Below are 25,123 nucleotides of genomic sequence, written 5' to 3'. Positions count from 1 at the left end.
CTTCATGGCGCTCGGCTTCATCAAGAAAGTCTTCACCTTCGGCAAGGACAAGCCGGCGGCCGACAAGCCGACGGAAAGCGAGGCCTTCGCCAGCCTGGTGGACGACGCCGAAAAGGTCGATGCCGGTGAAACGATCGAGGCGCTGCCCGAAGCGGCCGACCCGATTGCGGCGGAGGTGATCGACACGGCCGGCGGCCCGGCGGCGGATGAAGCGGCAACCGAGCCGGCGGGCGCGATCGCAGCGTTGCCGATCGAACCCGAGGCCGAAGAGCGGGAAGAAGCCGAAGAATTCCACCCGCAGCCGGAGCAGCCGGCCGACGTCACCCATGGCGAGCTGGCGCAGGATGCGGACAATGCCGTGACCCTGCCCAAGGGCTTCGCCGCCGCGGCATCCCGGCCCGAGCCGGAGCCAGAGACCCCGGCCGTCAAGCTTTCCTGGTTCCAGCGCCTGCGTCAGGGCCTGGCCCGCACCTCCTCGCAGCTCACCGGCCAGATCGCCGCTCTCTTCACCAAGCGCAAGCTGGACGAGGACACGCTCGAAGAGCTGGAAGACCTGCTGATTCAGGCCGATCTCGGCGTCGAGACCGCGATGCGCGTCACCGGCACCCTGTCGTCTGAGCGCTACGGCAAGGACGTGACCGGCGAGGATGTCTCGCGCATCATGGCGGCCGAGATCACCAAGGTGCTGAAGCCGGTGGCAAAGCCGCTGGCGCTCGACCTCTCCCACAAGCCGCACGTCATCCTCGTCGTCGGCGTCAACGGCACCGGCAAGACCACCACGATCGGCAAGCTCGCCGCCAAGCTCTCCGGCTCCGGCCTGAAGGTCATGCTGGCCGCCGGCGATACCTTCCGCGCCGCCGCGATCGAGCAGCTGAAGATCTGGGCCGACCGCACCGGCTCGACCTTCCTCGGCACCAAGCTCGGCGCCGATGCCGCGGGCCTCGCCTACGACGCCTTCGAAAAGGCCCGCGCCGACAAGGCCGATGTGCTGATCATCGACACCGCCGGGCGGCTGCAGAACAAGACGGAGCTGATGGCGGAGCTGGAAAAGATCGTCCGCGTGCTCGGCAAGCTCGATCCGGATGCGCCGCATACCGTGCTGCAGACGCTCGACGCGACCACCGGGCAGAACGCCATGAACCAGGTCGAGATCTTCCGCAACATCGCCGGCGTCAACGGCCTGATCATGACCAAGCTCGACGGCACAGCGCGCGGCGGCATCCTCGTCGCCATCGCCGCCAAGCACAAGCTGCCGGTCTATTTCATCGGCGTGGGCGAGGGCATCGACGATCTCGAACCCTTCGAGGCCGAGGATTTCGCCAATGCCATCGCCGGCCTTCCCCACTGAACCACGGCCTTGAGCGGCAAGCGGCGTAGCACAACGAGTTGAGAGACGAAACGATGAGCAATATCGAAAGCGACACCAAGCCGACGGCCGAGGAGCGCCACCATCCGCTCTTGAAGATGGCGCTCGAGATCGGGCCGCTCATGGTCTTCTTCTTCGGCAACCTGCGCGGCGAATGGCTGGCCAGGACCTTCCCGGCGCTGACCGCGGTCGGCGGCCCGCTGCTCATCGCCACCGCCCTCTTCATGGTGGCGACGGTCGTCTCGCTCATCGTCTCGAAGATCGTCTTCAAGCATCTGCCGATCATGCCCTTCGTCTCGGGCATCGTCGTCATGGTGTTCGGCTCCCTGTCGATCTGGCTGCAGGACGAAACCTTCATCAAGATGAAGCCGACCATCGTCAACACGCTGTTCGGCGTGGTGCTGCTCGGCGGCCTGTTCTTCGGCAAGTCCTTGCTCGGCTACGTCTTCAACGCCGCCTTCCAGCTCGACGCCGAGGGCTGGCGCAAGCTGACTCTGCGCTGGGGCATCTTCTTCCTGTTCCTCGCCGTCCTGAACGAGGTCGTCTGGCGCAATTTCTCCGACGCCGTCTGGGTCAATTTCAAGGTCTGGGGCACCATGCCGATCACCATCCTGTTCACGCTCGCCCAGATGCCGCTGATCATGCGCCACTCGCTCGAAGCGGAAACGGAAACGAAAAACGGAGGCAAGGCCGAATGAGCGACCGTCCCGTGACGCTTGCCGCCGACGACCGCGCCACGCGCTTCTGGCTCGCCGCGGCCGCCGCCTTCCTCATCGTTCAGATCGTCACGCTGGCGCTGATGGGCCGCATCCCGATCTGCGAATGCGGCTACGTCAAGCTGTTCGAGCCGGGCGTCAACACGGCCGGCAATTCGCAGCACATTTCCGACTGGTACACGCCGTCGCACATCATCCACGGCTTCCTGTTCTACTGGCTGGCGATCGTCGCCCTGCCCCGCGCCTCGTTCAGCGCCCGGCTGACGCTGTCGGTCGTCGTCGAAGCCGCCTGGGAACTACTGGAGAATTCGCCGATCATCATCGACCGCTACCGCACCGCGACCATGGCGATCGGTTATACCGGCGACAGCATCCTCAATTCGGCAATGGACACGGTCGCCATGGTCCTCGGCTTCCTCTTCGCCGCCCGCGCCCCGGTCTGGCTGACGGTTGTGCTCGCCATCGGCTTCGAGGTCGCAACCGCCATCGTCATCCGCGACAACCTGACGCTCAACGTGCTGATGCTCGTCTGGCCGGTTGAGGCCGTCAAGGTATGGCAGGCGGCGCTGTGAGGCACATGCCTCAGGAGCCCGCGAGCGCCTTCTCGATCGCCGGATAAAGACCGGTCTTGAGCGATTGCGGATCGAAGGGGCCGACCTTCTTGTAGAGGATCGTGCCGTCGGCGGCGACGAGATAGCTTTCCGGGATACCGTAGACGCCCCAGTCGATCGCCGCCTTGCCGTTCGGATCGACGCCGATGGCCTTGTAGGGATTGCCGAGCTCGCCGAGGAAACGCAGCGCGTTGTCTTGTCTGTCCTTGTAGTTGATGCCGACGACATTGAGTCGCGGATCCTGGGACAGTTCCTTCAGGATCGGGTGCTCCTGCCGGCAGGGTACGCACCAGGAAGCAAAGACATTGACGAGCGTCAGCTTGCCGGCGATCGCCTCGGAGGTGAGGGCCTGCGTGTTCGAGCCGACGAGCGCCGGCATGGCGAGCGCAGGGGCCCGGGTGCCGATCAGCGCCGAGGGCAGGTCGGAGACGTTCTTGCCGTTGACCTCCTGGTCGTAGAGCATCTTGCCCGCCGTCCCGGCAAAGACGGCGAAGATCGCCAGGGGTATGACCGCCAGCATGTAGCGGCCGATGCCGCGGCGGGCGCCGTCTTTGACCTCGATCTCGCTCATTCGGAAGCCCCCGATCCGGACGTGGCCGAGCGGCGGCGGATGCCGGCCGCTTCCAGCGCCTTCAGTTCCGCCTGGCGGGCGCGGCCGTCGAACCAGGTCCAGCCGGTCAGGGCAAGGACGATCACCGCACTGATACCGTAGGAAAGATAGATGTAGAAGGCGTGGCTCACGATGCGACCTCCCGGCCGGCCATGCGGGCTGCCATGCGGCGCTGCGTGGCGATCCGGCGGCGCCAGATCTCGTTGCGCATCGCCATCAGGTGCAGTGTGAAGAACAGCAGCGTGAACGCGATCGCCATGATCAGCAGCGGCCAGAGGAATTCGGGGTCGATGGTCGGGCCGTCCATCCTCATCACGCTGGCGGGCTGGTGCAGCGTGTTCCACCATTCGACCGAGAACTTGATGATCGGGATGTTGACGAAGCCGACGAGGATCAGCACGGCGCTGAGGCGCGCCGCCTTCGAGGCGTCGTCCATGGCCCGGTTGAGCGCGATCAGCCCGAGATACATGAGGAAGAGCACGAAAACAGAGGTGAGCCGCGCATCCCAGACCCACCAGGTGCCCCACATCGGTTTGCCCCAGAGCGAACCCGTGATCAGCGCGATCAGCGTGAAGGCAGCGCCGAGCGGAGCGGCCGCCTTGTGGCTGACATCGGCCAGCGGATGGCGCCAGACCAGCGTGCCGATCGCCGAAATGGCCATGACCGAATAGCACATCATCGACAGCCAGGCCGCCGGCACGTGGATATACATGATCCGCACCGTCTCGCCCTGCTGATAGTCGCCTTCGGTCGTGAAGCTCATGTAGAGCCCCACGGCGAAGAGCAGCGCGGTAAGGGCTGACAGCCACGGCAGGATGCGGCCGGATAGCGCCAGGAACCGGGTCGGATTGGCGAGTTCGCTGAATTTCGACAGGACAAGGCTCGTGGTGTTCATGGAATGCTTCTAACCTGAGAGCGGCCGCTCTGCAATTGATCCCGGTCAATCCGAGGCGCTGCGCAGCGCCAGCGCCGCGCCCACCGGACCGATCACCGCGAAGAACAGCGTGATGGCGATCAGAAACAGGAAGGGCGGCAGAAATGGGGCGGGATCCTCGACGGCCGCATAGGATGCGCTGACCCCGAAGATCAGCACCGGAATGGCGAGCGGCAGGACGAGGATCGAGACCAGAAGCCCACCGCGCGGCAGGGCAACGGCCACGGCCGCGCCCGCCGCCCCGATGAAGGTGATCGCCGGCGAGCCGACGAGGAGCGTCAGCATGACGGCACCGATCGCCGTCTCGCTCATGTTCATGAACAGGCCGAGCAGCGGCGAGGCGATGACCAGCGGCAGGCTGGTCGCCACCCAATGGGCCAGGCACTTGACGAAGACGGTCAGCACCAGCGGCGTCTCCTGCATCAGGATGAGGTCCAGCGACCCATCGTCGCGCTCCGCCTGGAACAACCGGTCGAGGCCGAGCAAAGCCGCGAGCAGCGCCCCGATCCAGACGATCGCCGGGCCGATACGCGACAACAGGTTGAGGTCCGGCCCGACGCCGAAGGGAATGACGGCGACCACCGTCATGAAGAACAGGACCCCGATCAGGGCCCCGCCGCCGGCGCGCACGGAGAGCTTCAGGTCGCGGAGGAAGAGGGCCATCATGCGATATGTCTCGTCATTCGATTGAAATCGCCAGGTGTGAAAGCGGGGAGGAAAGGAACGTCGCAGGAAACGGCCAGCCGCATCATGCCATTTCCCCCGTCTCGCGATACTCGAACCCCTTCATCACGAGGGTCTTCGCATCCTTGAGGCCGAGGGGCTGGTGGGTGGCGGCGATGGCGATGCCGCCTTGGGCCAGGTGTTCATGCACGAGGCCGGCGAACATCTGGTCGGCGCTGGCATCCAGGGCGGCGGTCGGCTCGTCCAGGATCCAGACCGGGCGGTGGGCGACGAGCAGCTTGGCCATGGCGAACCGGCGTTGCTGGCCGGCCGAGAGATAGCCGAAGGGCAGGTGCGTGATTCCGCCGAGGCCGACCGCATCGGCCGCCGCCGCGATGGAGCGGCCTTCACCGCCCTCGAAGTCGCCGAGATAGGCCTGCCAGAAGGCGAGATTCTCGATGACCGTGAGTTCCTGCTTCATCGCATTGCGATGGCCGAGATAATGGCTGACCTCGCGCGCCGGACGCCGTTCCCGGCCGTCGCGGATCACCGCCTCGACGCGTCCCTTTTCGGGCCTGAGCAGACCCGCCACGACGCGCAGCAGCGTCGATTTCCCCGACCCGTTCCGGCCCGTCAGGACCAACGCCTCGCCGGGCGCCAACTGAAAGGAAACGTTAACGAAAATGAGATCTTCGCCGCGTTTGGCGGCCACGTCTTCGGCGATCAGCCGCATGGTTTGAACCTTCCGGCGATACCCTCGTCGCCCTTCCAAAAAATTGTCCGAATTCGCCATTCGTTGGTCTGGCACCTTTCTTAGAAATTATCTATAAGACCTGCAACCACGCCAGCGGTCGGCGTGAATATCATCCTTGTGCCGAACCTGGGGTTGCAACAGCATCATCCACGTGCGGACAGCGGAAATGGCCGTACCCGCATCCTGATGTGCATGAAGTGCATAGGCGTCCGCACGACAAGTGTAGGCTATCAGAATAAGCGGGGCTTTATCCGTGTCCAAATCCATCGACAGCTTCAATTGCCGTTCGACCCTTTCCGTCAACGGCAAGGACTATGTCTACTACAGCCTTCCCAAGGCCGAGGCCAACGGCCTGAACGGCGTATCGAAACTTCCCTATTCGATGAAGGTTCTGCTCGAGAACCTGCTGCGCAACGAAGACGGCCGCTCGGTGACCAAGAACGACATCCAGGCGATCGCTGCCTGGCTCGTCGACAAGGGTACGGCCGAGGCCGAAATCGCCTACCGTCCCGCACGTGTTCTGATGCAGGACTTCACCGGCGTTCCCGCCGTCGTCGACCTGGCCGCCATGCGTGACGCCATGGTGTCGCTCGGCGGCGATCCGGAAAAGATCAACCCGCTGGTTCCCGTCGACCTCGTCATCGACCACTCGGTCATCGTCGACGAGTTCGGCACGCCGACCGCCTTTGCCCGCAATGTCGAGCTCGAATACCAGCGCAACGGCGAACGCTACCGCTTCCTGAAGTGGGGCCAGCAGGCGTTCAAGAACTTCCGCGTCGTTCCCCCGGGCACCGGCATCTGTCACCAGGTCAACCTCGAATATCTGGGCCAGACCGTCTGGACCAAGGAAGAGGACGGCGAAACCATCGCCTATCCGGACACCTGCGTCGGCACCGACAGCCACACCACCATGATCAACGGCCTCGGCGTTCTCGGCTGGGGCGTCGGCGGCATCGAAGCGGAAGCCGCCATGCTCGGCCAGCCGGTCTCCATGCTGCTGCCGGAAGTCATCGGCTTCAAGCTGACCGGCAAGGTCAAGGAAGGCGTCACCGCGACGGACCTCGTGCTCACCGTCGTGCAGATGCTGCGCAAGAAGGGCGTCGTGTCGAAGTTCGTCGAATTCTTCGGCCCCGGCCTCGATTCGATGTCGCTCGCCGACCGCGCCACCATCGGCAACATGGGCCCGGAATACGGCGCGACCTGCGGCTTCTTCCCGGTCGACGGTGAAACCATCAACTACCTGACCATGTCGGGCCGCACCAAGGACCGCATCGCGCTGGTCGAGGCCTATTCCAAGGCCCAGGGCATGTGGCGCGACAATGACGGTTCCGACCTCGTCTTCACCGACACGCTCGAACTCGACCTCGGCGACGTCGTGCCGTCGATGGCCGGCCCGAAGCGTCCGGAAGGCCGCTTGCCGCTCGAAACGATCGCCTCCAACTTCGCGGTCGCGCTCGAGAACGACTACAAGAAGCCGGGCCAGCTGACGAACCGCTATGCGGTCGAAGGTACCGACTACGACATCGGCCATGGCGACGTCGCGATCGCCGCGATCACGTCCTGCACCAACACCTCGAACCCGAGCGTGCTGATCGCTGCCGGCCTTCTGGCCCGCAACGCGGTTGCCAAGGGTCTGAAGTCCAAGCCGTGGGTGAAGACCTCGCTCGCACCGGGATCGCAGGTCGTCGGCGAATATCTCGCCAAGTCCGGCCTGCAGACCTCGCTCGATGCGCTGGGCTTCAACCTCGTCGGCTTCGGCTGCACCACCTGCATCGGCAATTCCGGCCCGCTGCCGGCGCCGATCTCGAAGACGATCAACGACAAGGGCCTGATCACCGCGGGCGTTCTGTCGGGCAACCGCAACTTCGAAGGCCGCATCTCGCCGGACGTCCAGGCCAACTACCTGGCTTCCCCGCCGCTCGTCGTCGCCTATGCGCTCGCCGGCACGGTCCAGAAGGACCTGACCACCGAACCGCTCGGCGAAGACCAGAACGGCAACCCGGTCTTCCTCAAGGACATCTGGCCGACCTCGCACGAGATCCAGGAATTCATCCTGAAATACGTCACCCGCGAACTGTACGAATCGAAGTACGCCGACGTGTTCAAGGGTGACGCCAACTGGCAGGCCGTCCAGGTCCCGGCAGGCCAGACCTATGCCTGGGACGACAAGTCGACCTATGTGCAGAACCCGCCCTACTTCGTCGGCATGGGCAAGACCGGCGCCGGCGTGAAGAACATCGTCAATGCCCGCGTGCTTGGCCTGTTCGGCGACAAGATCACCACCGACCACATTTCGCCGGCCGGTTCGATCAAGGCCGCTTCCCCGGCTGGTGCCTACCTCCTGGAGAACGGCGTCGGCGTCGCCGACTTCAACCAGTACGGCACGCGTCGCGGCAACCATGAAGTGATGATGCGCGGCACCTTCGCCAACATCCGCATCCGCAACCACATGCTCGGCCCGAACGGCAAGGAAGGTGGCTACACCATCCACTATCCGTCCAAGGAAGAGATGTCGATCTACGACGCCGCCATGAAGTACAAGGCCGAAGGCACGCCGCTGGTCATCTTCGCCGGCGTCGAATACGGCAATGGTTCGTCGCGTGACTGGGCCGCCAAGGGCACCAACCTGCTCGGCGTGCGCGCCGTGGTCGCCCAGTCCTTCGAGCGTATCCACCGCTCCAACCTGGTCGGCATGGGCGTCATCCCCTTCTGCTTCGAGGAAGGCACGACCTGGACCTCGCTCAACCTGAAGGGCGACGAGACCGTGACGATCGAAGGCCTCGAGGGCGAGATCAAGCCGCGCGAGAAGAAGATCGCCAAGATCGCCTATGCCGACGGTTCGGTGAAGGAGATCCCGCTGATCTGCCGCATCGATACGCTCGACGAGGTGACCTACGTCAACAATGGCGGCATCCTGCAGACCGTTCTGCGCGATCTCGCGGCTTAGGCGCACACGCTTTGAAACAGGGCCGCCGGGCGACAAACCCGGCGGCCTTTTTCATGGGGGGACGGGCCGCACCGACGTTGACGCGGGCTTCACCCCATCGTGACTTTGACTGACACCGATGACGGGTTATTCCTGTACGTCATTCAGGAACCGACCCCGGAAAATACGCCTCGCGGCGTGCTCCGGGAAGCGTTGAACGGGTTTTGCTCCATGATCTCGAGGATCGTTACCGGCCTGGTTCTCAGCTGCACGATCGCCTTCGCCGCGCAGGCCGACGAAGCGACCGTGCCGAAGGGCGTGGTGGAGCTCTTCACCTCGCAGGGCTGCAGCTCTTGCCCGCCGGCCGACCGGGCGCTTGAGACGCTCGCCCGACAGGCCGGCATCGTCGCGCTCTCCTACCATGTCGACTACTGGAACTATCGCGGCTGGGCCGACACGCTGGCCTCGCCGGAAAACACCGCCCGGCAATATGCCTATGCGCGCAGTCTCGGCCGAAGCGGCGTCTACACGCCGCAGGCCGTCCTCAACGGCCGCGACCACCTGAAAGGCACCGATGCCGAAACGCTCGACGGTCGCCTGGAGGTGCTGCGTGCCAAGGGCCAGGGCATGACCGTGCCCGTCGAGGCCAGCCGCAAGGGCGACGAGCTGGCGATCCGGATCGGGGCGGGTCGGGGAAGGGCCGATGTGGTGATCGTCTATTTCCGCCAGCAGCAGACGGTCGAGGTGCTGGACGGAGAGAACACCGGCAAGACCATCGATTACGTCAACAGCGTCACCGACGTGCAGACCGTCGGCATGTGGGACGGCGGCGCGCTCGACCTCGTCCTGCCGGCGAAGATGATCGGGACAAAGGGGACGGACGGCTTTGCCATCCTGCTGCAATCGAGCGGCCCACGGGGCGACCCGGCGGCGATCCTCGGCGCGGCGGTGATGACCGCGGAGACGAAATCTTGAGATCTTGGCGGGTCCGGTCTAAAGCATTGGGGGGCTGGGGGTAAGGGGTCAATGCACCAGACCGGACCCTCTTGGCGTGCTAGACGCCAATCAAGAGCCGTCAATCTCAACTCCAAATTGGGCGCTGTTTTGTCCAAAATGGGGCGCGTGCCGAGAATTGCCGGTTGTAGCCGTAAACGGCTTACCCCACAGAGTTTTTCCTTTGCGACCGCTCGACTTGACGATCGTCAAGTTCACTCTCTGTTCTTGCCAAATCGGGCAATGTCGGGCAAACCGGATCAGAGAACGAGCAGGGATGTCGGGAGCGGATGAACGCAACACACCTCGAGGCACTGAACGACCGGCAGCGGAGCGCCGTCGTGCACGGCATCGGACCAGGGGGCGCGGCCGCGGACGGGCCGCTGCTGATCATCGCCGGCGCGGGCTCGGGCAAGACCAACACGCTTGCCCACCGGGTCGCGCATCTGATCCTCAACGGCGCCGATCCGCGCCGCATCCTGCTGATGACCTTTTCGCGCCGCGCCGCGACCGAGATGAGCCGCCGCGTCGAACGCATCTGCCGCAAGGTGCTGGGCAACGATGCCGGTGTGCTCACCGATGCGCTGACCTGGGCCGGCACCTTCCACGGCATCGGCGCCCGCATCCTGCGTGACTATGCCTATGAGATCGGCCTCGACCCCGGCTTCACCATCCACGACCGGGAGGATTCCGCCGACCTGATGAACCTGATGCGGCACGATCTCGGCCTGTCGAAGATGGAGAGCCGTTTTCCGACCAAGGGCACCTGCCTCGCCATCTATTCCCGCGCGGTCAATTCGCAGACGCCGCTGACGGAGGTGCTGCGCACCGCCTATCCCTGGTGCAGCACCTGGGAGAAGGAGCTGAAGGGACTGTTTGCCGCCTATGTCGAGGCCAAGCAGGCGCAGAACGTGCTCGATTACGACGACCTGCTGCTCTACTGGGCGCAGACGGTGAGCGAGCCGGAGCTCGCCGCCGAGATCGGCGGGCGCTTCGATCATGTATTGGTCGACGAATACCAGGACACCAACCGGCTGCAGTCGTCGATCCTGACGGCGATGAAGCCGGGCGGTCGCGGGCTGACCGTGGTCGGCGACGACGCCCAGTCGATCTATTCCTTCCGCGCCGCGACGATCCGCAACATTCTCGACTTTCCGGCGAGCTTCGACCCGCCGGCCGACATTATAACGCTCGACCGCAACTACCGTTCAACCCAGCCGATCCTGGCCGCCGCCAACGGGGTGATCGACCTTGCCCGCGAGCGCTTCACCAAGAATCTCTGGACCGAGCGCCAGTCCGAGGACCGGCCGCGGCTGGTCAGCGTGCGCGACGAGGCCGAGCAGGCCAACTATATCGTCGAGCAGATCCTGGAAAACCGCGAGCGCGGCCTGACGCTGAAAGACCAGGCCGTGCTGTTTCGCGCCTCCAACCATTCCGGCCCGCTGGAAATCGAACTCACCCGGCGCAACATCCCCTTCGTCAAGTTCGGCGGGCTGAAATTCCTCGACGCGGCGCATGTGAAGGATCTCTTGGCGGCGCTGCGCTTTGCCCAAAACCCGCGCGACAAGGTGGCCGGTTTCCGGCTGATGCAGCTGCTGCCCGGCGTCGGTCCGCAGACCGCCTCGAAGATCCTCGATGCGATCGCCGCCGACCCGCATCCGCTGGCGGCGCTCGCCGAAATCCCGCCGCCGCCGCGCACCAGCGAGGACTGGGGCCGTTTCGTCGACATGCTGAGCGAGATGGGCAAAGGTCAGGCGGGCTGGCCGGGTGAGATCGAAATCGCCAGGCTCTGGTACGAGCCGCATCTCGACCGCATCCACGAGGATGCCGAGACCCGCAAGGCGGACCTGTTGCAGTTGGGCCAGATCGCCTCGGGCTACGGCTCGCGCGAGCGTTTTCTCACCGAACTGACGCTCGATCCGCCGGACGCCACGAGCGACCAGGCGGGCGTGCCGCTGCTCGACGAGGATTATCTGATCCTCTCGACCATCCATTCGGCCAAGGGCCAGGAATGGAAGTCGGTCTTCGTGCTGAACTGCGTCGACGGCTGCATCCCGTCCGATCTGGCGGTCGGCACCACGGCGGAGATTGAGGAAGAACGACGCCTGCTCTACGTGGCGATGACGCGGGCCAAGGACAGCCTGCACCTGACCGTGCCGCAACGCTTCTTCACCCATGGGCAGAACGCGCAAGGGGACCGGCATGTCTATGCCGCGCGCACACGCTTCATTCCGGCGACCCTTCTGCAATTCTTCGAATCGGCCGCCTGGCCGGTGGCCCAGCCGAGCGCGCCAGGCACGCGCGACGCACGGCAGATCCGGCTCGATGTCGGGGCGCGCATGCGCGGCATGTGGAGCTGAGCGGCCGAACTGCTACAGGTCCGGAATTGGACGAGAGCCTCAGCGGCGTTACTTCAACGTGAGAGGGTCAGGCCGATACGGCAGCATCGTAGGCGGCGACCGTGCGCTTCGCCTTTTCCGCCACGGCAGACGCGCTGTCGCCCGGCTTGTAGAGGCTGGAGCCGAGACCGAAGCAGGTGACGCCGACCTTGAGATAGGCGGCGAAATCCGCATCCGACACGCCGCCGACCGCACCGATCGGCAGGCCCTTGGGCAGGATGGCGCGGATGGCGCTGATGCCGGCCGGCCCAAGCGCACTGGCGGGGAAGAACTTGAGGGCCGCGGCCCCGGATTTGGCGGCCAGGAGGGCTTCCGTCGCGGTGAAGACACCGGGCATGGTCACCATGCCTTGCGCCACGGCGCGCCGGATCACGGCCGGCTCGACATTGGGCGTCACCAGCAGATTGCCGCCGACCCCCTTCAGGCGGTCGACCTGGTCCACTTCCAGCACGGTCCCGGCTCCGATGAGGCAGGAGGTCGGCGCGAGCCGCCGTGCCTTCTCGATCGAAGCAAAGGGTTCCGGCGAATTGAGAGGCACTTCGATCGCCTCGAATCCGGCTTCGACGAGGACCTCGACCACGCCCTCGATCTCCTCCGGCTTGATGCCGCGCAGGATGGCGACGAGGTTGCGCTTGAGCGACGGCCAGGCGATGCGGGGGGTGGTCATGGCGCGATCTCCGCGAAACGGTGGGGGAAGAGGGCTCTGGCAGCACTGAACAGGCCCTTGCGGACGAGTTCGCCGCCATCGAGCGACACGGTCTGGACATCCGCAAGCGACAGTGCCGCGGCATAGAGTTCAGTCAGCGCACCGCTGCCGATCAGCTGCACGCGCTGGCCTTCGCCGAGACGCGGCCGCATGGCGGCGATCTCCGCGCCGAGCAGCAGGCCGGACAGGCGCGAAGCCGCGCTCGCCTCGTCGGCGCCGGAGAGCAGGGCCCGGGCGCGGATGGAAAAGAGCCGGCTGGTCAGGCCGAAATCGCCCGCAAGCGCTTCCTCGACCGCCTGCCCGAAGGCCGGGTGGTCGGCGGTGGCACGCCCTTCGCCGATCGACAGGCGCAGGATCGACTGCCGGCTAATCAACTGGAAGAGTTCGCCCGTCATCACCGTGCTGAAACGGCTGATCCGGCCGCCCTCGAGCGATACCCATTTGGAATGGGTGCCCGGCAGGCAGAAGAGCGCATCGGAGAGCCCGGACGCGACGGCGCCGAGAAGCTGTGTCTCCTCGCCGCGCATGACGTCTTCGGCGCCGGAAGTGCGCTGGCACACGCCGGGCAGGATCCGGACGTCGCGGTCGATGCCGGGCGCGGAGACGGCCTTGAGATGCAGATCCGTCAGTCCCGCCGGCGTTTCGGCATAGGGGGCCTCGATCCAGCCGGCCCGGGCACCGGCCATGCCGGCGACGACCGCCGGCAGGTCGCGATCGGCGCCGAGCGCGGCCAGATGGCTCTCCAGAACGCCGGCGAAACGATCCGGCGACAGCGTGCCCATGCCCTCGGGCGATTGCCGCTCAGCGAGCACGTTTGCCGCGGCATCGACCAGCCAGACGCGCAGATTGCTCGTTCCCCAGTCGACCAGTGCCACGGCTTGCATGCTCATTTCACTTACCCCTTAACGCAGGTCTTCGGGCAGCAGCGCCACCGGGATGTCCTGGTAGCAGACCGGCCGCAGGAAGCGGCGGATCGCCATCGTGCCGACGGAGGTCGCGCCGAAATTGGTCGAGGCCGGATAGGGACCGCCATGCACCATGGCATCGGCCACTTCAACGCCGGTCGGGAAGCCGTTGGCCAGAAGTCGGCCGGCCTTGCGTTCGAGGATCGGCAGGAGCTTGGCGGCAATCGCCTCGTCGCCGGCTTCGAGGTGAAGCGAGGTCGTCAGCTGCCCGGCAAGGCTGCGGGCGACAGCCAGCATCTCTTCGGCGTCCGAAACGGTGACGATCATGCCGAGCGGGCCGAACACTTCCTCGCCGAGCACATGGTTGGCGAGCCAGTCCTTGCCGGTGGTGGCGAAGAGATAGGGCGTCGCATTGCGCAGGTCGCAGGTGGAGGTGAGCACGGCGCGCACGCCATCGGCTGCGGCGATCTTCGTCGCGCCGGAGCGGTAGGCATTGGCCATGCCTTCGGTCAGCATGGTCTGCGGCCCGACGGCGCCCAGCGCCTGCTCGGCGGCGGCGGCAAAGGCATCGGCCTCAGGACCGGCGATCAGAACGACGATGCCGGGATTGGTGCAGAACTGGCCGGCACCCATGGTGAGCGAACCGACCCAGCCCTTGGCGATCGCTTCACCGCGCTTGGCCATCGCCTCCGGCAGCATGAACATCGGGTTGACCGACCCCAGCTCGCCGAAGAACGGGATCGGTTCCGGACGGCGGGCGCAGAGATCGAAGAGCGCGCGACCACCGCCGAGCGAGCCGGTAAAGCCCACGGCGCGGATCAGCGGATGCTCGACCAGCGCGGTGCCGACTTCGCGACGTCCGCCCTGGACCAGGGAGAAGACGCCGGGATGGATGCCGCAACGCTTGATCGCCGCATCGATGGCGGCCGCGACGATCTCGGCGGTGCCGGGATGCGCCTCGTGGCCCTTGACCACGACCGGGCAGCCGGCAGCAAGGGCGGATGCCGTATCGCCGCCGGCGGTCGAGAAGGCGAGCGGGAAATTGGACGCGCCGAACACGCCGACCGGGCCGATCGGCCGCTGCATCAGCTTGAGGTCCGGCCGCGGCAGCGGCTGGCGATCCGGCAAGGCCGGGTCGTGGCGGCGGTCGAGATACTCGCCCTTGAGGATATGCGCGGCGAACAGGCGCAGCTGGCCGACGGTGCGGCCGCGCTCGCCGACGAGGCGGGCCTTGGGCAGGCCGGTCTCGCCGGAGCCGATCTCGGTGATGTCGTCGCCGCGCGCGTCGATCTCCTCGGCAATGGCTTCGAGGAAGGCGGCGCGTTCGGCCCGGCTGGAATAGCCATAGGTCTCGAAGGCGGCTTCCGCCGCACGGACGGCCTCGTCCACCAGGGCTGCCGAACCCATCGAATAGTGCCGGACAGGGCCTTCGGCGGGCGAGGAGGCGAAGCTTTCGTCGCCCGCTACCCAGCGGCCGGCGATCAGGTGTTTGCCGGTGAATTCATAGGCCATGACGCATATCCTTGCTGTTGCTTTCAGTCTTCGAACGCCTCGACTTCCCGGCGCTCACCGCACAGGAAGGCGTCCGCGACGATGCGGAGCGGCTGGTAGTCCACGTCGCTCTCGCGATTGCGGATCAGCGTGGCGAAGCGCTCGTAGATACCGGCATATTCGCGGTCGGGTCCAGAAGACTTTTCCACGCCGTCGATGAAGAGTTCGGAGCCGCCCTTGGAAAGACGCAGGGTGCCGGCATCGGTTTCCACCGTGATGTCCCAGGTCTGCGGGCCTTCCTGGCGCCAGTCGAAGGCGGCCGAGACCGGTGCGCCCGAGACGGTGCGCATGGCGATGTCGGCGGCGATCGGCTGCTTGCGGTTCGACGGGAAGGACAGGCTTGCCGCCTCGACCAGGATCGCCCCCGGCACGATCGCGGTCAGGATCGACAGGGCATTGATGCCCGGATCGAAGACGCCGAAGCCGCCCGGTTCCCAGATCCAGGCCTGGCCGGGATGCCAGCGGCGGACGTCTTCCTTCCAGACGATGGAGATGGAGCGGATCGCCTTGTCGGCGAGCCAGGCACGGGCCGGCTCGACGCCGAGCGCGAATCGCGAATGCCAGGTGGCAAAGAGCGTGACGCCGGCTTCGCGGGCAAGAGCCGCCAGCGTTTCGGCTTCGCCGAGCGTGGTGGCCGGCGGCTTTTCCATCAGCACGTCATGGCCGGCGGCGATCGCCTTGCGCGCCATGGCGAAGCGGACTTCCGGCGGCGTGCAGAGCGACACCGCCTTGATGTCCGGCCGCTTGGAAAGGAAGGCATCGAAATCCTCGAAGTTCTCGATGCCCTCGATCTTGCCGTGGCGGCTGATCGCCGCCTTCAGCTCGAAATCGCTGCCTGCCGCGACCGACGGGATATGCTGGTCGCGGGCGATCTTGCCGACGCCGGCAAGCGCAAGCGGGATACGGGTCTGGGCGGTCATCGTCTGCCTCTCAGTGCGAGTCCTTGCCGACGGCGGAGCCGCGGCAACCCTTGAGGAAGTCGAAGTCGGCGCCGGTATCGGCACCCTCGACATGCTCGTGGAACATGCGGGCGTAACCGCTGGCCGGCGGTTCGGCGGCCGGGCGCCAGGCGGCGAGACGCCGCTGCAGTTCCTCATCCGGAATGTCGAGATGAATGCGGCGATTGGCGACGTCGACCTCGATCATGTCGCCGTTGCGCACCACGGCCAGCGGTCCGCCGACGGCGGCTTCCGGCGAGGTGTGCAGCAGCACCGTGCCATAGGCCGTGCCGGACATGCGCGCATCCGAGATACGGACCATGTCGGTGATGCCCTTGCGCAGAACCTTGGGCGGGAGGCCCATATTACCGACCTCGGCCATGCCCGGATAACCCTTGGGGCCGCAATATTTCATGACCATGACGCAGTTCTCGTCGATGTCGAGATTTTCGTCGTTGATCTTCGCCTTGTAGTCGTCGATGTCCTCGAACACCACGGCGCGGCCGCGGTGCTGCATCAGGTGCGGCGAGGCGGCCGACGGCTTCAGCACGCAGCCCTTCGGCGCCAGATTGCCCTTGAGCACGGCAATGCCGCCCTGCTGGGTGAGCGCGCGCTCGACCGGACGGATGACGTCGTCGTTCCAGTTGCGGACGTCCTTGACCTCGTCCCAGATCGTTCCGCCGGAGACGGTGAGCGCATCCTTGGTCAGCTTGCCGGCTTCGCCGAGCATCTTCAGCACCACCGGCAGGCCGCCGGCGTAGAAGAACTCTTCCATCAGGTATTCGCCCGACGGCATGAGGTTGACGATCGTCGGCACGTCGCGGCCACAGCGGTCCCAGTCGGACAGCGACAGATCGATGCCGACTCGGCCGGCAATGGCCAGCAGGTGCACGACGGCATTGGTCGAGCCGCCGATCGCGCCATTCGTGCGGATGGCATTTTCGAACGCGGCCTTGGTCAGAATGTCGGAGGGCTTCAGGTCATCCTTGACCATCTGCACGATGCGGCGGCCGGTGAGCTGCGCCATGACGCGGCGGCGGCTGTCGACGGCGGGGATCGCGGCATTGCCGGAGAGCGTCATGCCGAGCGATTCGACCATGGAGGCCATGGTCGAGGCCGTGCCCATGGTATTGCAGGTGCCCGTCGAGCGCGACATCGAGGCCTCGGCCTCGAGGAATTCCTCCTGGGTCATCTCGCCGGCCTTCACGGCTTCCGAGAACTTCCACAGGTGGGTGCCAGAGCCGACGCGTTCGCCGCGGAAATAGCCGTTCAGCATCGGACCGCCGGACACCATGATTGCCGGCAGGTCGACGGAGGCGGCACCCATCAGCAGCGACGGCGTGGTCTTGTCACAGCCCACCAGCAGCACGACGCCGTCGATCGGCTGGCCGCGGATCGCTTCCTCGACCGCGAGGGCGGCAAGGTTGCGGTACATCATCGCCGTCGGGCGATAGGTGTTCTCCGACGCCGAGAACACGGGCACCTCGACCGGGAAGCCGCCGGCTTCCCACACGCCCGCCTTCACCTTCTCGGCGAGTTCGCGCAGGTGTCCGTTGCACGGGGTGAGATCAGACCAGGTGTTCATGATGCCGATCACCGGGCGACCGTCGAACAGGTCGTGCGGGTGCCCCTGGTTCTTCAGCCAGCCGCGATGGTAGATGTTGTCGCGGGTATTGCCGCCGAACCATTCCTGGGATCTCAGCTTGCGGGGCCAAACTGCCGGTTTGAAAGCGCTCATGGCTGTTCTCTGTCTCTTTACCTGAAGGCGTCGCCGGATTTGGGCGCTGGCGTTCAGAGCGTGGTTACGTCGATGGCTTCGGTGTTGGCGCGGGCCAGGGCGTTCTTGAGCGGAAGGCCGAACTGGACCGCCTGGACTTCGAACACGTCGCCATCCTCGGCCTTGATGCCGTCGGCAAAGGACAGCGTCGCGGTGCCGAACATGTGGACGTGCAGGTCTCCCGGCTGGCGGAAGAGGTCGTACTTGAAGTGGTGGTATTCGAGGTTGGCGATCGTGTGGGACATGTTGTCCTCGCCTGACAGGAAGGGCTTCTCCCAGACCACCTTGCCGCCGCGCAGGATGCGCGACGTGCCGTCGATATGCGACGGCAGCGTGCCAACCAAGAGCTCGGGCCCGAAGGAGGCGGGGCGGAGCTTCGAATGGGCGAGATAGAGATAGTTGATCTTCTCGGTGACGTGGTCGGAGAATTCGTTGGCCAGCGAAAAACCGATGCGGAACGGCGTACCGTCCTTGCCGATCAAGTAGAAGCCGGCAATCTCGGGCTCCTCGCCGCCGTCCAGCGCGAAGGACGGCGACACGAGCGGATCGCCGGGGGCGACCGCGTTGACGCCGGTGCCCTTGTAGAACCATTCCGGCTGGACGCCCGTCTCGCCGGGCCTGGGCTTGCCGCCCTCGATGCCCATGCGGAACATCTTCATCGAATCGCTCATGCCGACGGTATCGGCATGCATGCTGTCGCGCGCCGATGCCGAGCCGGTGTGAGTAAGGCCGGTGCCGGTGAGGAACATGTGAGCCGGATCCGGATGGCGGACCGGGCAGTCGAGCTTGCCGGCGGCCGCCAGGGCCATGAGATCGATGGCCTGGCCTTCGCCGCGCCGGGCGATGCAGTCGGCCAGCGACACGCCCGCGGCGATCGCGGCCTGGGCAAGCTCATAGGTCGAGGAGAAGCCCGGAACGAGGCGCGCAGATTCCCCCTGGCGGCAGATGACGCCACCATCCTTCAATTGCGAGAGATGCATTTGTCTTACCTCAGACTGCTTTGTTCTTGTTGTAGACGTCGAAGAACACGGCCGCGAGCAGCACCAGACCTTTGATGAGCTGCTGGTAATCGATGCCGATGCCCATGATCGACATGCCATTGTTCATCACGCCCATGATGAAGGCGCCGATCACCGCACCGATGATCTTGCCGACACCGCCGGACGCCGAGGCGCCGCCGATGAAGCAGGCCGCGATGACGTCGAGTTCGAAGCCGACGCCGGCCTTCGGCGTCGCCGAATTGAGGCGGGCCGCGATGATCATGCCGGCAAGCGCCGCGAGCACGCCCATGTTGACGAAGGTGTAGAAGGTCAGCCGTTCGGTATTGATGCCCGAAAGCTTGGTGGCCTTCTCGTTGCCACCCATGGCGTAGATGCGCCGGCCGATGGTCGAACGGGTCGTGACGAAGGTGTAGAAGGCGATCAGCACGCCCATGACGACGAGCACGTTCGGCAGGCCGCGATAGGTGGACAGCTGGAAGCCGAGGAAGATGGCGACCACGCTGATCACCGCCATCTGGCCGGCGAAGAACACGAAGGGCTCGTTCGGCGTGCCGTGCTGGTCGTTGAGGCGACGGTTCTTCATACCCGAATAGATCGCCCAGCCGACAAGCGCCAGGACCGCGATCAGCGCCACGTAGTTCTTGATGATGCTGGTGGCCGGATCGGTGAAGGACAGGAAGTCCGGGATGAAGCCGGTCGACAGCAGCTGGAATTCCTTGGGGAACGGACCGATCGGGCGGCCCTGCAGCACGACATAGGTCAGGCCGCGGAAGACCAGCATGCCGGCCAGCGTGACGATGAAGGACGGGATCTTCTGGTAGGCGACCCAGTAGCCCTGGGCAGCGCCCATGGCGGCGCCGAGGATCAGGCAGAGCGGCACGACCAGCGAGAAATGCCAGCCCCATTTGACCAGCATGATCGCCGATATGCCGCCGATGAAGGCGACGATCGAGCCGACCGACAGGTCGATATGCCCCGCCACGATGATCAGCAGCATGCCGAGCGCCATGATGACGATGAACGAGTTCTGCAGCACCAGGTTGGTGATGTTGACCGGCTTGAACAGGACGCCGCCGGTCAGGAACTGGAACAGCAGCATGATCACGACGAGCGCCAGAAGCAGGCCGTATTCGCGGATGTTCTTCCGCAGGTAGTCGCTGACGGAAACGTTGGGGGTTTCAGTGCGGGTTTCGATAGCCATTAGTGTTTCTCCCCCGAGCGCATGATGGCGCGCATGATGGATTCCTGGCTCGCCTCTTCCTTCGAGAGCTCGGCGACGATCCGGCCCTCGTTCATCACGTAGATGCGGTCGCAGGTTCCGAGCAGTTCGGGCATTTCCGACGAGATCATCAGGATGCCCTTACCTTCAGCGGCAAGCTGGTTGATGATGGTGTAGATTTCGAATTTCGCCCCGACATCGATGCCGCGCGTCGGCTCGTCGAGGATCAGGACTTGCGGATCGGTGAACAGCCACTTCGACAGCACGACCTTCTGCTGGTTGCCGCCGGACAGGTTGACGGCTTCCTGGTAGATCGAGTGCGAGCGGATGCGCAGCTTGGAGCGGTAGTCGGAGGCGACCCGCGCCTCCTTGCGCTCGTCGATGAAGCCGCGCGCCGACACCGCGTCGAGATTGGCCAGCGTCGTGTTGTGCATGATGTTGTTGTTGAGCACGAGACCGAGATGCTTGCGGTCCTCGGTGACGTAGGCCAGCCCCGCGGCGATCGCCTTCGGGATGGTGCTGACATCCACAGGCTTGCCGTGCATGGCGACTTCGCCGGTGATCTTGTGGCCCCAGGACTTGCCGAAGATGCTCATCGCCGTTTCGGTACGTCCCGCGCCCATAAGGCCGGCAATGCCGACGACCTCGCCGGAGCGCACGGTGAAATTGACGTCGTGCAGGAACTGGCGGTCGCGGTGGTTCTGGTGGAAGACGTTCCAGTTCTTCACCTCGAGCAGCGTCTCGCCGATCTTCGGTTGGCGCGGCGGGTAGCGGTCTTCCATGGCGCGGCCGACCATGCCGCGGATGATGCGGTCCTCGCTGATGTCGGCGCCGTGACAGTCGAGCGTCTCGACCGTGCCGCCGTCGCGCAGGATGGTGATCTGGTCGGCGACCTTGCGGATCTCGTTCAGCTTGTGGGAGATGATGATCGAGGTCATGCCCTGCTTGCGGAATTCCATCAGCAGGGTCAGCAGCGCATCCGAATCGGTCTCGTTGAGCGAGGCGGTCGGTTCGTCGAGGATGAGCAGGCGCACCTTCTTCGACAGCGCCTTGGCGATTTCCACCAGCTGCTGCTTGCCGACGCCGATGTCGGTGATGCGGGTCGAGGGCGAATCCTTGAGGCCCACTTTGGCGAGCAGCTCCTGGGTGCGAGCGAAGGTCGCCGGCCAGTTGATGACGCCCTTGTCGGCGATCTCGTTGCCGAGGAAGATGTTTTCGGCGATCGACAGAAGCGGCACCAGCGCCAGCTCCTGGTGGATGATGATGATGCCGAGTTCTTCGCTGTCGGAAATGGTCGAGAAGCGGCGCACTTCGCCGTCGAAATGGATCTCGCCGTCATAGGTGCCGGCCGGATAGACGCCCGAAAGCACCTTCATCAGCGTCGACTTGCCGGCGCCGTTTTCGCCGACCAGCGCGTGGATCTCGCCCTCGCGCACCTTGAAGCTGACATTGTCCAGGGCCTTCACGCCCGGAAACGTCTTGGTGATGCCGCGCATCTCGAGAATGATGTTGTCCATGTGCAGAATTCCGGCGCGCGTTCGACGACGGTGACGTCAAGCCGAAGGCGCAAGCTCCTTATACGCTATGGAAAGAGGGTCCGCGACTGTTCGCGGACCCCCGTCGATCACAGAGGATCAGTTGTCGATCTGCTCGGCGGTGTAGTAGCCGGAGGAGACCATGACATCCTTGATGTTGGCCTTGTCCACGGCAACCGGCTTGAGCAGGTAGGACGGAACGACCTTGACACCGTTGTTGTAGGTCTTGGTGTCGTTCACCTCAGGCTCCTTGCCTTCCATGACGGCTTCGACCATCGAGACGGCGACCTTGGCGAGTTCGCGGGTGTCCTTGAACACGGTCGAGTACTGCTCGTCGGCGAGGATCGACTTGACCGAGGGAAGCTCGGCGTCCTGACCGGTGACGACCGGCATGACCATGTCGCCCGAGCCGTAGCCGACGCCCTTCAGGGCCGAGAGGATACCGATCGACAGACCGTCATAGGGCGACAGAACGCCGTTGACCTTGGCGTCGGTGTAGGTCGAGGACAGCAGGTTTTCCATGCGCGCCTGGGCGACGGTGCCGTCCCAACGGAGCGTACCGACCTGTTCCATGCCCTGCTGGCCCGACTTCACGACGATTTCGCCGCTGTCGATCATCGGCTGCAGGATCGACATGGCGCCGTCGTAGAAGAAGAAGGCGTTGTTGTCGTCCGGCGAACCGCCGAACAGTTCGACGTTCCACGGCTTGGTGTCCGGGAACTTCGCCTTCAGGCCGTCAACCAGGCTGGTTGCCTGCAGGACGCCGACCTGGAAGTTGTCGAAGGTGGCATAGTAGTCGACATTGCCGCTGTCGCGGATCAGTCGGTCATAGGCGATGACCTTGACGCCTGCGTCGGCAGCCTTCTGCAGGATGTCCGACAGCGTGGTGCCGTCGATGGCGCCGATCACGAGGACCTTGGCACCCTTGGTGACCATGTTCTCGATCTGGGCAAGCTGGTTCGGAATATCGTCGTCAGCAAACTGCAGGTCCGGCTCGTAACCGGCATCCTTGAACAGCTTTTCCATGGTCTCGCCGTCCGAGATCCAGCGCGTCGACGTCTTGGTCGGCATCGAAATACCGACTACGCCCTTCGTTTCCGCAATTGCCTGCGACGCGAACATCGAAATGCCCAGCGCGACAGACGCAATAAGAGTGGTGATTTTCTTCACGGAATTCCTCCCTTGGCTGATCGTGCGGTCCCAGCTCCTTCCGGCAACCGCACACTGCAAGAACCGGCGACTGCATGAGCCCCGCCTGATCCGAGGCGAGTCTTAGTGCCTCGGATATACCGATCAAATGAATAATTTGACTTTCTGCATACCGTGATTGATATGTGAATCATGCCTGAGATCCTTGCCAACCGCCTTCTGCCCAAGCACTTCAGCCTGATTCGCGCCGTTGCCGAATACGGCCAGCTCAGCCTCGCGGCCAATGCGCTGGCCATGACGCAGCCCGCCGCGTCGCGCATGCTGGCCGACATAGAACGCCAGGTGGACGCGCCGGTCTTCGTGCGTACGCCCAAGGGCATGGAGCCGACGGCGATCGGGAGCGCGCTCGCGCGGCGGGCCGAAAACCTGCTGGAGGAGATCCGGGAAGCGGCCCGCGAGGTGGAGGCGATCCGCCGCGGACTGACCGGCACCGTGCGGGTGGGCGCCGTGACCGGCGGCGCCGTCGGCTACGTCGTGCCGGCGATCCAGGCGCTGAAAGCGGAGACCGAGACGGTCGACATCCATGTCGACGTGGCCGCCAGCGGCTCGCTGATCGCCGACCTGCTGGCGGGACAGCTGGATTTCGTCCTGGGGCGCATTCCCGCCGGCATCGACGCCCGCCAGTTCTCGATCACCGGCATGCTGAGCGAGGAGGTGGACCTGCTGGTGCACCAGAATCATCCTCTGGCCAATGCCGAGAGACTGACGATGTCGGACCTCGTCCATTTCCCCTGGGTGATGCAGGCGCCGGGTGCGCCGATGCGCCAGGCGCTGGAAGGCGTGTTCGTCGCCCAGGGCGCGCCGATCCCTTCCAACATCGTCAACACGACCTCGCTGCTGGTGATGATCGCCATGCTCGCCGCCTCGAACGCCATCGCGCCGATGTCGCGCGAACTCTCGGAGCTGCTGTGCCGGCACACGACGGGCACGGGCGTCACCCGGCTCGATGTCCGGCAGGAGATCTCGGTCGCGCCCTATCACCTGATCAGCCTTGCGGGCAAGCGGATGAGCCCGATCGCCACGCGTATGCGCGATCTGGTGGCCCGCGAGTTCGACAGCCGCCGGCGCGTCTGAACGGACCGCTGCGGATCGCCCCACCCTCGACCGGACCTGGGGACTGCGCCGCTCCGTGCATCCGCGACGGGCGAGCCGGTTCATGCCCGCCGGACGCGCCAAGACTTGCAATTTCGGCCTCTTGAGGCAGACTGTCATTCATCCGTCACGAAGGCGAGGTTTTGAAGCATTGATGAGCGATCAGTCGGATACAGGGCCCGATGAGTTCGGAAGCCAGGAACCGAGCCCCGCATCCGTCGTCGATATCCGCGAATATCGCCAGGCCCGCGATCCGCTGCCCGTCACCTTCCACCGCCGCGAACTGGACGCCATCCTGTGGATCTACGGCCGGATGGTCGGCGAAGGCGCATGGCGCGACTACGCCATCGACCACCTCAAGGACCGGGCGGTGTTTTCCGTGTTCAAGCGTTCGGGCGAGTTCCCGCTTTACCGCATAGAGAAGAATCCGAAGCTCGCCGGCAAGCAGGGCGCCTTCTCCGTCATCGGCGCGGACGGCCGCATCCTCAAGCGCGGCCACGAGTTGAAACAGGTGCTGAAGGTGTTCGACAAGTCGCTGAAGCTCGTCGAATAGGACTCATCCGGCAAAGAGCGTCCCGGGATAGCGTGACGGATCCGGATCGGACGTGTCCCCCTCGCCCAGCGCGATCTGCATGAACACCGTATCGAGCCACTGGCCGAGCTTGAAACCCGTGCCGTTGAGCGTGCCGACCATGCGGAAACCGCAGGAGCGATGAACGGCGATCGAGGCGAGGCTCGCACCGCCGATGACGGCGACCATCTGGCGAAAGCCGAGATCGGTCGCGCGCCGCACAAGCTCCTCGAGCAGGAGGCGGCCGATGCCCCGGCCCCGCGCCGCGGGCGCCAGATAGATCGAATCCTCGACCAGCCAGCGATAGGCGGGGCGCGTACGGAAGGCCGAAGCGTAGGCATAGCCAAGCACCTCGCCCGACGGGTCGACGGCGACGATATAGGGATAGCCCTGCCGCGTGATCGCCTCGAAGCGCGACTTCATCTCGTCTTCGTCCGGCGGCACCAGTTCATAACTCGCCGTGCCCGTCATGACCGCATCGGCGTAGATGCCGGTGATCGCGGCGATGTCGGCCGCACTGGCGTTTCTGAGCGTCACTGTCATGGAGGTCACCGGGAGGCTGGGCAGGATGGCCCAGTTTTCCATAGCGCCACCGGGCTTTCAAGCGGCCCGGCCTCGCGCCTCAACGAAAAAAGCCCGGCGCGTCG

At 65.1% G+C, this 25,123-nt stretch carries 23 protein-coding genes; 8 read left to right on the top strand and 15 right to left on the bottom strand.

All coding sequences use genetic code 11. The features are described 5' to 3' along the window. The first annotated feature begins 4 nt into the window (after nucleotides 1-4). From ftsY to AC07Y0_RS20380, 3 genes are read left to right on the top strand one after another with little or no spacing between them, the layout of a single operon-like run. Nucleotides 5-1,348: a signal recognition particle-docking protein FtsY gene (gene ftsY, locus AC07Y0_RS20390; RefSeq protein WP_498679489.1), complete on the top strand. Its 1,344-nt coding sequence runs from the start codon at nucleotides 5-7 to the stop codon at nucleotides 1,346-1,348. A gap of 53 nt (nucleotides 1,349-1,401) precedes the next feature. Beyond that, a complete protein-coding gene (locus AC07Y0_RS20385; protein WP_498679488.1) occupies nucleotides 1,402-2,064 on the top strand; it encodes a septation protein A in 663 nt (220 codons plus the stop codon). Continuing rightward, complete coding sequence (locus AC07Y0_RS20380; protein WP_498679487.1) at nucleotides 2,061-2,654, top strand: DUF2585 domain-containing protein; 594 nt, start codon at nucleotides 2,061-2,063, stop codon at nucleotides 2,652-2,654. The genes AC07Y0_RS20385 and AC07Y0_RS20380 overlap by 4 nt, the downstream gene beginning before the upstream one ends. Before the next feature lie 10 nt (nucleotides 2,655-2,664). Here the strand turns inward: AC07Y0_RS20380 and AC07Y0_RS20375 are convergent, their stop codons facing one another. The 5 genes from AC07Y0_RS20375 to ccmA form a co-directional block, all read right to left on the bottom strand. Beyond that, nucleotides 2,665-3,264 (bottom strand): DsbE family thiol:disulfide interchange protein, encoded by a 600-nt coding sequence (locus AC07Y0_RS20375; RefSeq protein ID WP_498679486.1) that lies wholly within the window; start codon nucleotides 3,262-3,264, stop codon nucleotides 2,665-2,667. Then, complete coding sequence (gene ccmD / locus AC07Y0_RS20370; protein WP_498679485.1) at nucleotides 3,261-3,434, bottom strand: heme exporter protein CcmD; 174 nt, start codon at nucleotides 3,432-3,434, stop codon at nucleotides 3,261-3,263. Before ccmD ends, AC07Y0_RS20375 begins: the two co-directional genes overlap by 4 nt. After that, nucleotides 3,431-4,198, bottom strand: a complete 768-nt coding sequence (locus AC07Y0_RS20365; protein WP_498679484.1) for a heme ABC transporter permease — start codon at nucleotides 4,196-4,198, stop codon at nucleotides 3,431-3,433. Before AC07Y0_RS20365 ends, ccmD begins: the two co-directional genes overlap by 4 nt. Nucleotides 4,199-4,243: 45 nt before the next feature. Further along, on the bottom strand, nucleotides 4,244-4,903 hold the full coding sequence (gene ccmB, locus AC07Y0_RS20360; protein WP_498679483.1) for a heme exporter protein CcmB: 660 nt from the start codon (nucleotides 4,901-4,903) through the stop codon (nucleotides 4,244-4,246). Nucleotides 4,904-4,985: 82 nt separating this feature from the next. Next, entirely contained in the window at nucleotides 4,986-5,633 is a 648-nt protein-coding gene (gene ccmA / locus AC07Y0_RS20355) for a heme ABC exporter ATP-binding protein CcmA (protein WP_498679482.1), read from the bottom strand. Between the two features lie 274 nt (nucleotides 5,634-5,907). On the opposite strand from ccmA, the gene acnA reads away from it, so the two are divergent. The 3 genes from acnA (at nucleotide 5,908) to AC07Y0_RS20340 (ending at nucleotide 11,933) form a co-directional block, all read left to right on the top strand. Next, nucleotides 5,908-8,601, top strand: a complete 2,694-nt coding sequence (gene acnA / locus AC07Y0_RS20350; protein WP_498679481.1) for an aconitate hydratase AcnA — start codon at nucleotides 5,908-5,910, stop codon at nucleotides 8,599-8,601. Between the two features lie 210 nt (nucleotides 8,602-8,811). Next, nucleotides 8,812-9,555 carry a DUF1223 domain-containing protein gene (locus AC07Y0_RS20345; protein WP_498679480.1) on the top strand — a complete coding sequence of 248 codons (744 nt, stop codon included), beginning with the start codon at nucleotides 8,812-8,814 and terminating at the stop codon, nucleotides 9,553-9,555. A 308-nt stretch (nucleotides 9,556-9,863) separates the two neighbouring features. After that, nucleotides 9,864-11,933, top strand: coding sequence for an ATP-dependent helicase (locus AC07Y0_RS20340; protein WP_498679479.1), 2,070 nt, complete (start codon nucleotides 9,864-9,866; stop codon nucleotides 11,931-11,933). 67 nt (nucleotides 11,934-12,000) lie between these two features. Here AC07Y0_RS20340 and AC07Y0_RS20335 read toward each other — a convergent pair whose 3' ends face one another. From AC07Y0_RS20335 to chvE, 9 genes are all read right to left on the bottom strand, one after another. Then, entirely contained in the window at nucleotides 12,001-12,639 is a 639-nt protein-coding gene (locus tag AC07Y0_RS20335; RefSeq protein WP_498679478.1) for a 2-dehydro-3-deoxy-6-phosphogalactonate aldolase, read from the bottom strand. Next, nucleotides 12,636-13,568: a 2-dehydro-3-deoxygalactonokinase gene (locus tag AC07Y0_RS20330; protein ID WP_498679477.1), complete on the bottom strand. Its 933-nt coding sequence runs from the start codon at nucleotides 13,566-13,568 to the stop codon at nucleotides 12,636-12,638. Before AC07Y0_RS20330 ends, AC07Y0_RS20335 begins: the two co-directional genes overlap by 4 nt. 12 nt (nucleotides 13,569-13,580) lie before the next feature. Further along, complete coding sequence (locus AC07Y0_RS20325) at nucleotides 13,581-15,095, bottom strand: aldehyde dehydrogenase (NADP(+)) (protein ID WP_498679476.1); 1,515 nt, start codon at nucleotides 15,093-15,095, stop codon at nucleotides 13,581-13,583. 23 nt (nucleotides 15,096-15,118) lie between these two features. Further along, the gene (locus tag AC07Y0_RS20320) at nucleotides 15,119-16,054 is read right to left on the bottom strand and encodes a Gfo/Idh/MocA family protein (protein WP_498679475.1); all 936 of its coding nucleotides are present in this window, start codon (nucleotides 16,052-16,054) and stop codon (nucleotides 15,119-15,121) included. Nucleotides 16,055-16,064: 10 nt separating this feature from the next. After that, nucleotides 16,065-17,810: an L-arabinonate dehydratase gene (gene araD, locus AC07Y0_RS20315; RefSeq protein ID WP_028737833.1), complete on the bottom strand. Its 1,746-nt coding sequence runs from the start codon at nucleotides 17,808-17,810 to the stop codon at nucleotides 16,065-16,067. Nucleotides 17,811-17,863: 53 nt separating this feature from the next. After that, nucleotides 17,864-18,829, bottom strand: a complete 966-nt coding sequence (araD1, locus tag AC07Y0_RS20310; RefSeq protein WP_498679474.1) for an AraD1 family protein — start codon at nucleotides 18,827-18,829, stop codon at nucleotides 17,864-17,866. A 10-nt stretch (nucleotides 18,830-18,839) separates the two neighbouring features. Beyond that, nucleotides 18,840-20,051: a multiple monosaccharide ABC transporter permease gene (gene mmsB, locus AC07Y0_RS20305; RefSeq protein ID WP_498679473.1), complete on the bottom strand. Its 1,212-nt coding sequence runs from the start codon at nucleotides 20,049-20,051 to the stop codon at nucleotides 18,840-18,842. Then, entirely contained in the window at nucleotides 20,051-21,586 is a 1,536-nt protein-coding gene (mmsA, locus tag AC07Y0_RS20300; RefSeq protein WP_498679472.1) for a multiple monosaccharide ABC transporter ATP-binding protein, read from the bottom strand. The genes mmsB and mmsA overlap by 1 nt, the downstream gene beginning before the upstream one ends. Nucleotides 21,587-21,703: 117 nt before the next feature. Further along, nucleotides 21,704-22,774, bottom strand: a complete 1,071-nt coding sequence (chvE, locus tag AC07Y0_RS20295; protein ID WP_498679471.1) for a multiple monosaccharide ABC transporter substrate-binding protein — start codon at nucleotides 22,772-22,774, stop codon at nucleotides 21,704-21,706. A 171-nt stretch (nucleotides 22,775-22,945) separates the two neighbouring features. Here chvE and AC07Y0_RS20290 point away from each other — a divergent pair, with 171 nt between their 5' ends. Together AC07Y0_RS20290 and AC07Y0_RS20285 are read left to right on the top strand one after the other, a co-directional pair. Next, nucleotides 22,946-23,887, top strand: a complete 942-nt coding sequence (locus AC07Y0_RS20290) for a LysR family transcriptional regulator (RefSeq protein WP_498679470.1) — start codon at nucleotides 22,946-22,948, stop codon at nucleotides 23,885-23,887. 172 nt (nucleotides 23,888-24,059) lie between these two features. Then, on the top strand, nucleotides 24,060-24,458 hold the full coding sequence (locus tag AC07Y0_RS20285; protein WP_498679469.1) for a DUF2794 domain-containing protein: 399 nt from the start codon (nucleotides 24,060-24,062) through the stop codon (nucleotides 24,456-24,458). Nucleotides 24,459-24,461: 3 nt separating this feature from the next. Here AC07Y0_RS20285 and AC07Y0_RS20280 read toward each other — a convergent pair whose 3' ends face one another. Then, nucleotides 24,462-25,019, bottom strand: a complete 558-nt coding sequence (locus tag AC07Y0_RS20280; protein WP_498679468.1) for a GNAT family N-acetyltransferase — start codon at nucleotides 25,017-25,019, stop codon at nucleotides 24,462-24,464. Nucleotides 25,020-25,123: the final 104 nt, after the last annotated feature.

The organism is Allorhizobium sp. GW101-3B10, from assembly GCF_059424725.1.
This window is presented reverse-complemented; position numbering and strand designations above follow the sequence as displayed.

What these genes read in the sequence shown, in the direction of transcription:
- ftsY (WP_498679489.1), top strand. Translation starts at nt 5, where the DNA reads ATGGCGCTCGGCTTCATCAAGAAAGTCTTCACCTTCGGCAAGGACAAG.
- AC07Y0_RS20385 (WP_498679488.1), top strand. Translation starts at nt 1,402, where the DNA reads ATGAGCAATATCGAAAGCGACACCAAGCCGACGGCCGAGGAGCGCCAC.
- AC07Y0_RS20380 (WP_498679487.1), top strand. Translation starts at nt 2,061, where the DNA reads ATGAGCGACCGTCCCGTGACGCTTGCCGCCGACGACCGCGCCACGCGC.
- AC07Y0_RS20375 (WP_498679486.1), bottom strand. Translation starts at nt 3,264, where the DNA reads ATGAGCGAGATCGAGGTCAAAGACGGCGCCCGCCGCGGCATCGGCCGC.
- AC07Y0_RS20365 (WP_498679484.1), bottom strand. Translation starts at nt 4,198, where the DNA reads ATGAACACCACGAGCCTTGTCCTGTCGAAATTCAGCGAACTCGCCAAT.
- ccmB (WP_498679483.1), bottom strand. Translation starts at nt 4,903, where the DNA reads ATGATGGCCCTCTTCCTCCGCGACCTGAAGCTCTCCGTGCGCGCCGGC.
- ccmA (WP_498679482.1), bottom strand. Translation starts at nt 5,633, where the DNA reads ATGCGGCTGATCGCCGAAGACGTGGCCGCCAAACGCGGCGAAGATCTC.
- AC07Y0_RS20345 (WP_498679480.1), top strand. Translation starts at nt 8,812, where the DNA reads ATGATCTCGAGGATCGTTACCGGCCTGGTTCTCAGCTGCACGATCGCC.
- AC07Y0_RS20340 (WP_498679479.1), top strand. Translation starts at nt 9,864, where the DNA reads ATGAACGCAACACACCTCGAGGCACTGAACGACCGGCAGCGGAGCGCC.
- AC07Y0_RS20335 (WP_498679478.1), bottom strand. Translation starts at nt 12,639, where the DNA reads ATGACCACCCCCCGCATCGCCTGGCCGTCGCTCAAGCGCAACCTCGTC.
- AC07Y0_RS20330 (WP_498679477.1), bottom strand. Translation starts at nt 13,568, where the DNA reads ATGAGCATGCAAGCCGTGGCACTGGTCGACTGGGGAACGAGCAATCTG.
- AC07Y0_RS20325 (WP_498679476.1), bottom strand. Translation starts at nt 15,095, where the DNA reads ATGGCCTATGAATTCACCGGCAAACACCTGATCGCCGGCCGCTGGGTA.
- AC07Y0_RS20320 (WP_498679475.1), bottom strand. Translation starts at nt 16,054, where the DNA reads ATGACCGCCCAGACCCGTATCCCGCTTGCGCTTGCCGGCGTCGGCAAG.
- araD (WP_028737833.1), bottom strand. Translation starts at nt 17,810, where the DNA reads ATGAGCGCTTTCAAACCGGCAGTTTGGCCCCGCAAGCTGAGATCCCAG.
- araD1 (WP_498679474.1), bottom strand. Translation starts at nt 18,829, where the DNA reads ATGCATCTCTCGCAATTGAAGGATGGTGGCGTCATCTGCCGCCAGGGG.
- mmsB (WP_498679473.1), bottom strand. Translation starts at nt 20,051, where the DNA reads ATGGCTATCGAAACCCGCACTGAAACCCCCAACGTTTCCGTCAGCGAC.
- mmsA (WP_498679472.1), bottom strand. Translation starts at nt 21,586, where the DNA reads ATGGACAACATCATTCTCGAGATGCGCGGCATCACCAAGACGTTTCCG.
- AC07Y0_RS20290 (WP_498679470.1), top strand. Translation starts at nt 22,946, where the DNA reads ATGCCTGAGATCCTTGCCAACCGCCTTCTGCCCAAGCACTTCAGCCTG.
- AC07Y0_RS20285 (WP_498679469.1), top strand. Translation starts at nt 24,060, where the DNA reads ATGAGCGATCAGTCGGATACAGGGCCCGATGAGTTCGGAAGCCAGGAA.
- AC07Y0_RS20280 (WP_498679468.1), bottom strand. Translation starts at nt 25,019, where the DNA reads ATGACAGTGACGCTCAGAAACGCCAGTGCGGCCGACATCGCCGCGATC.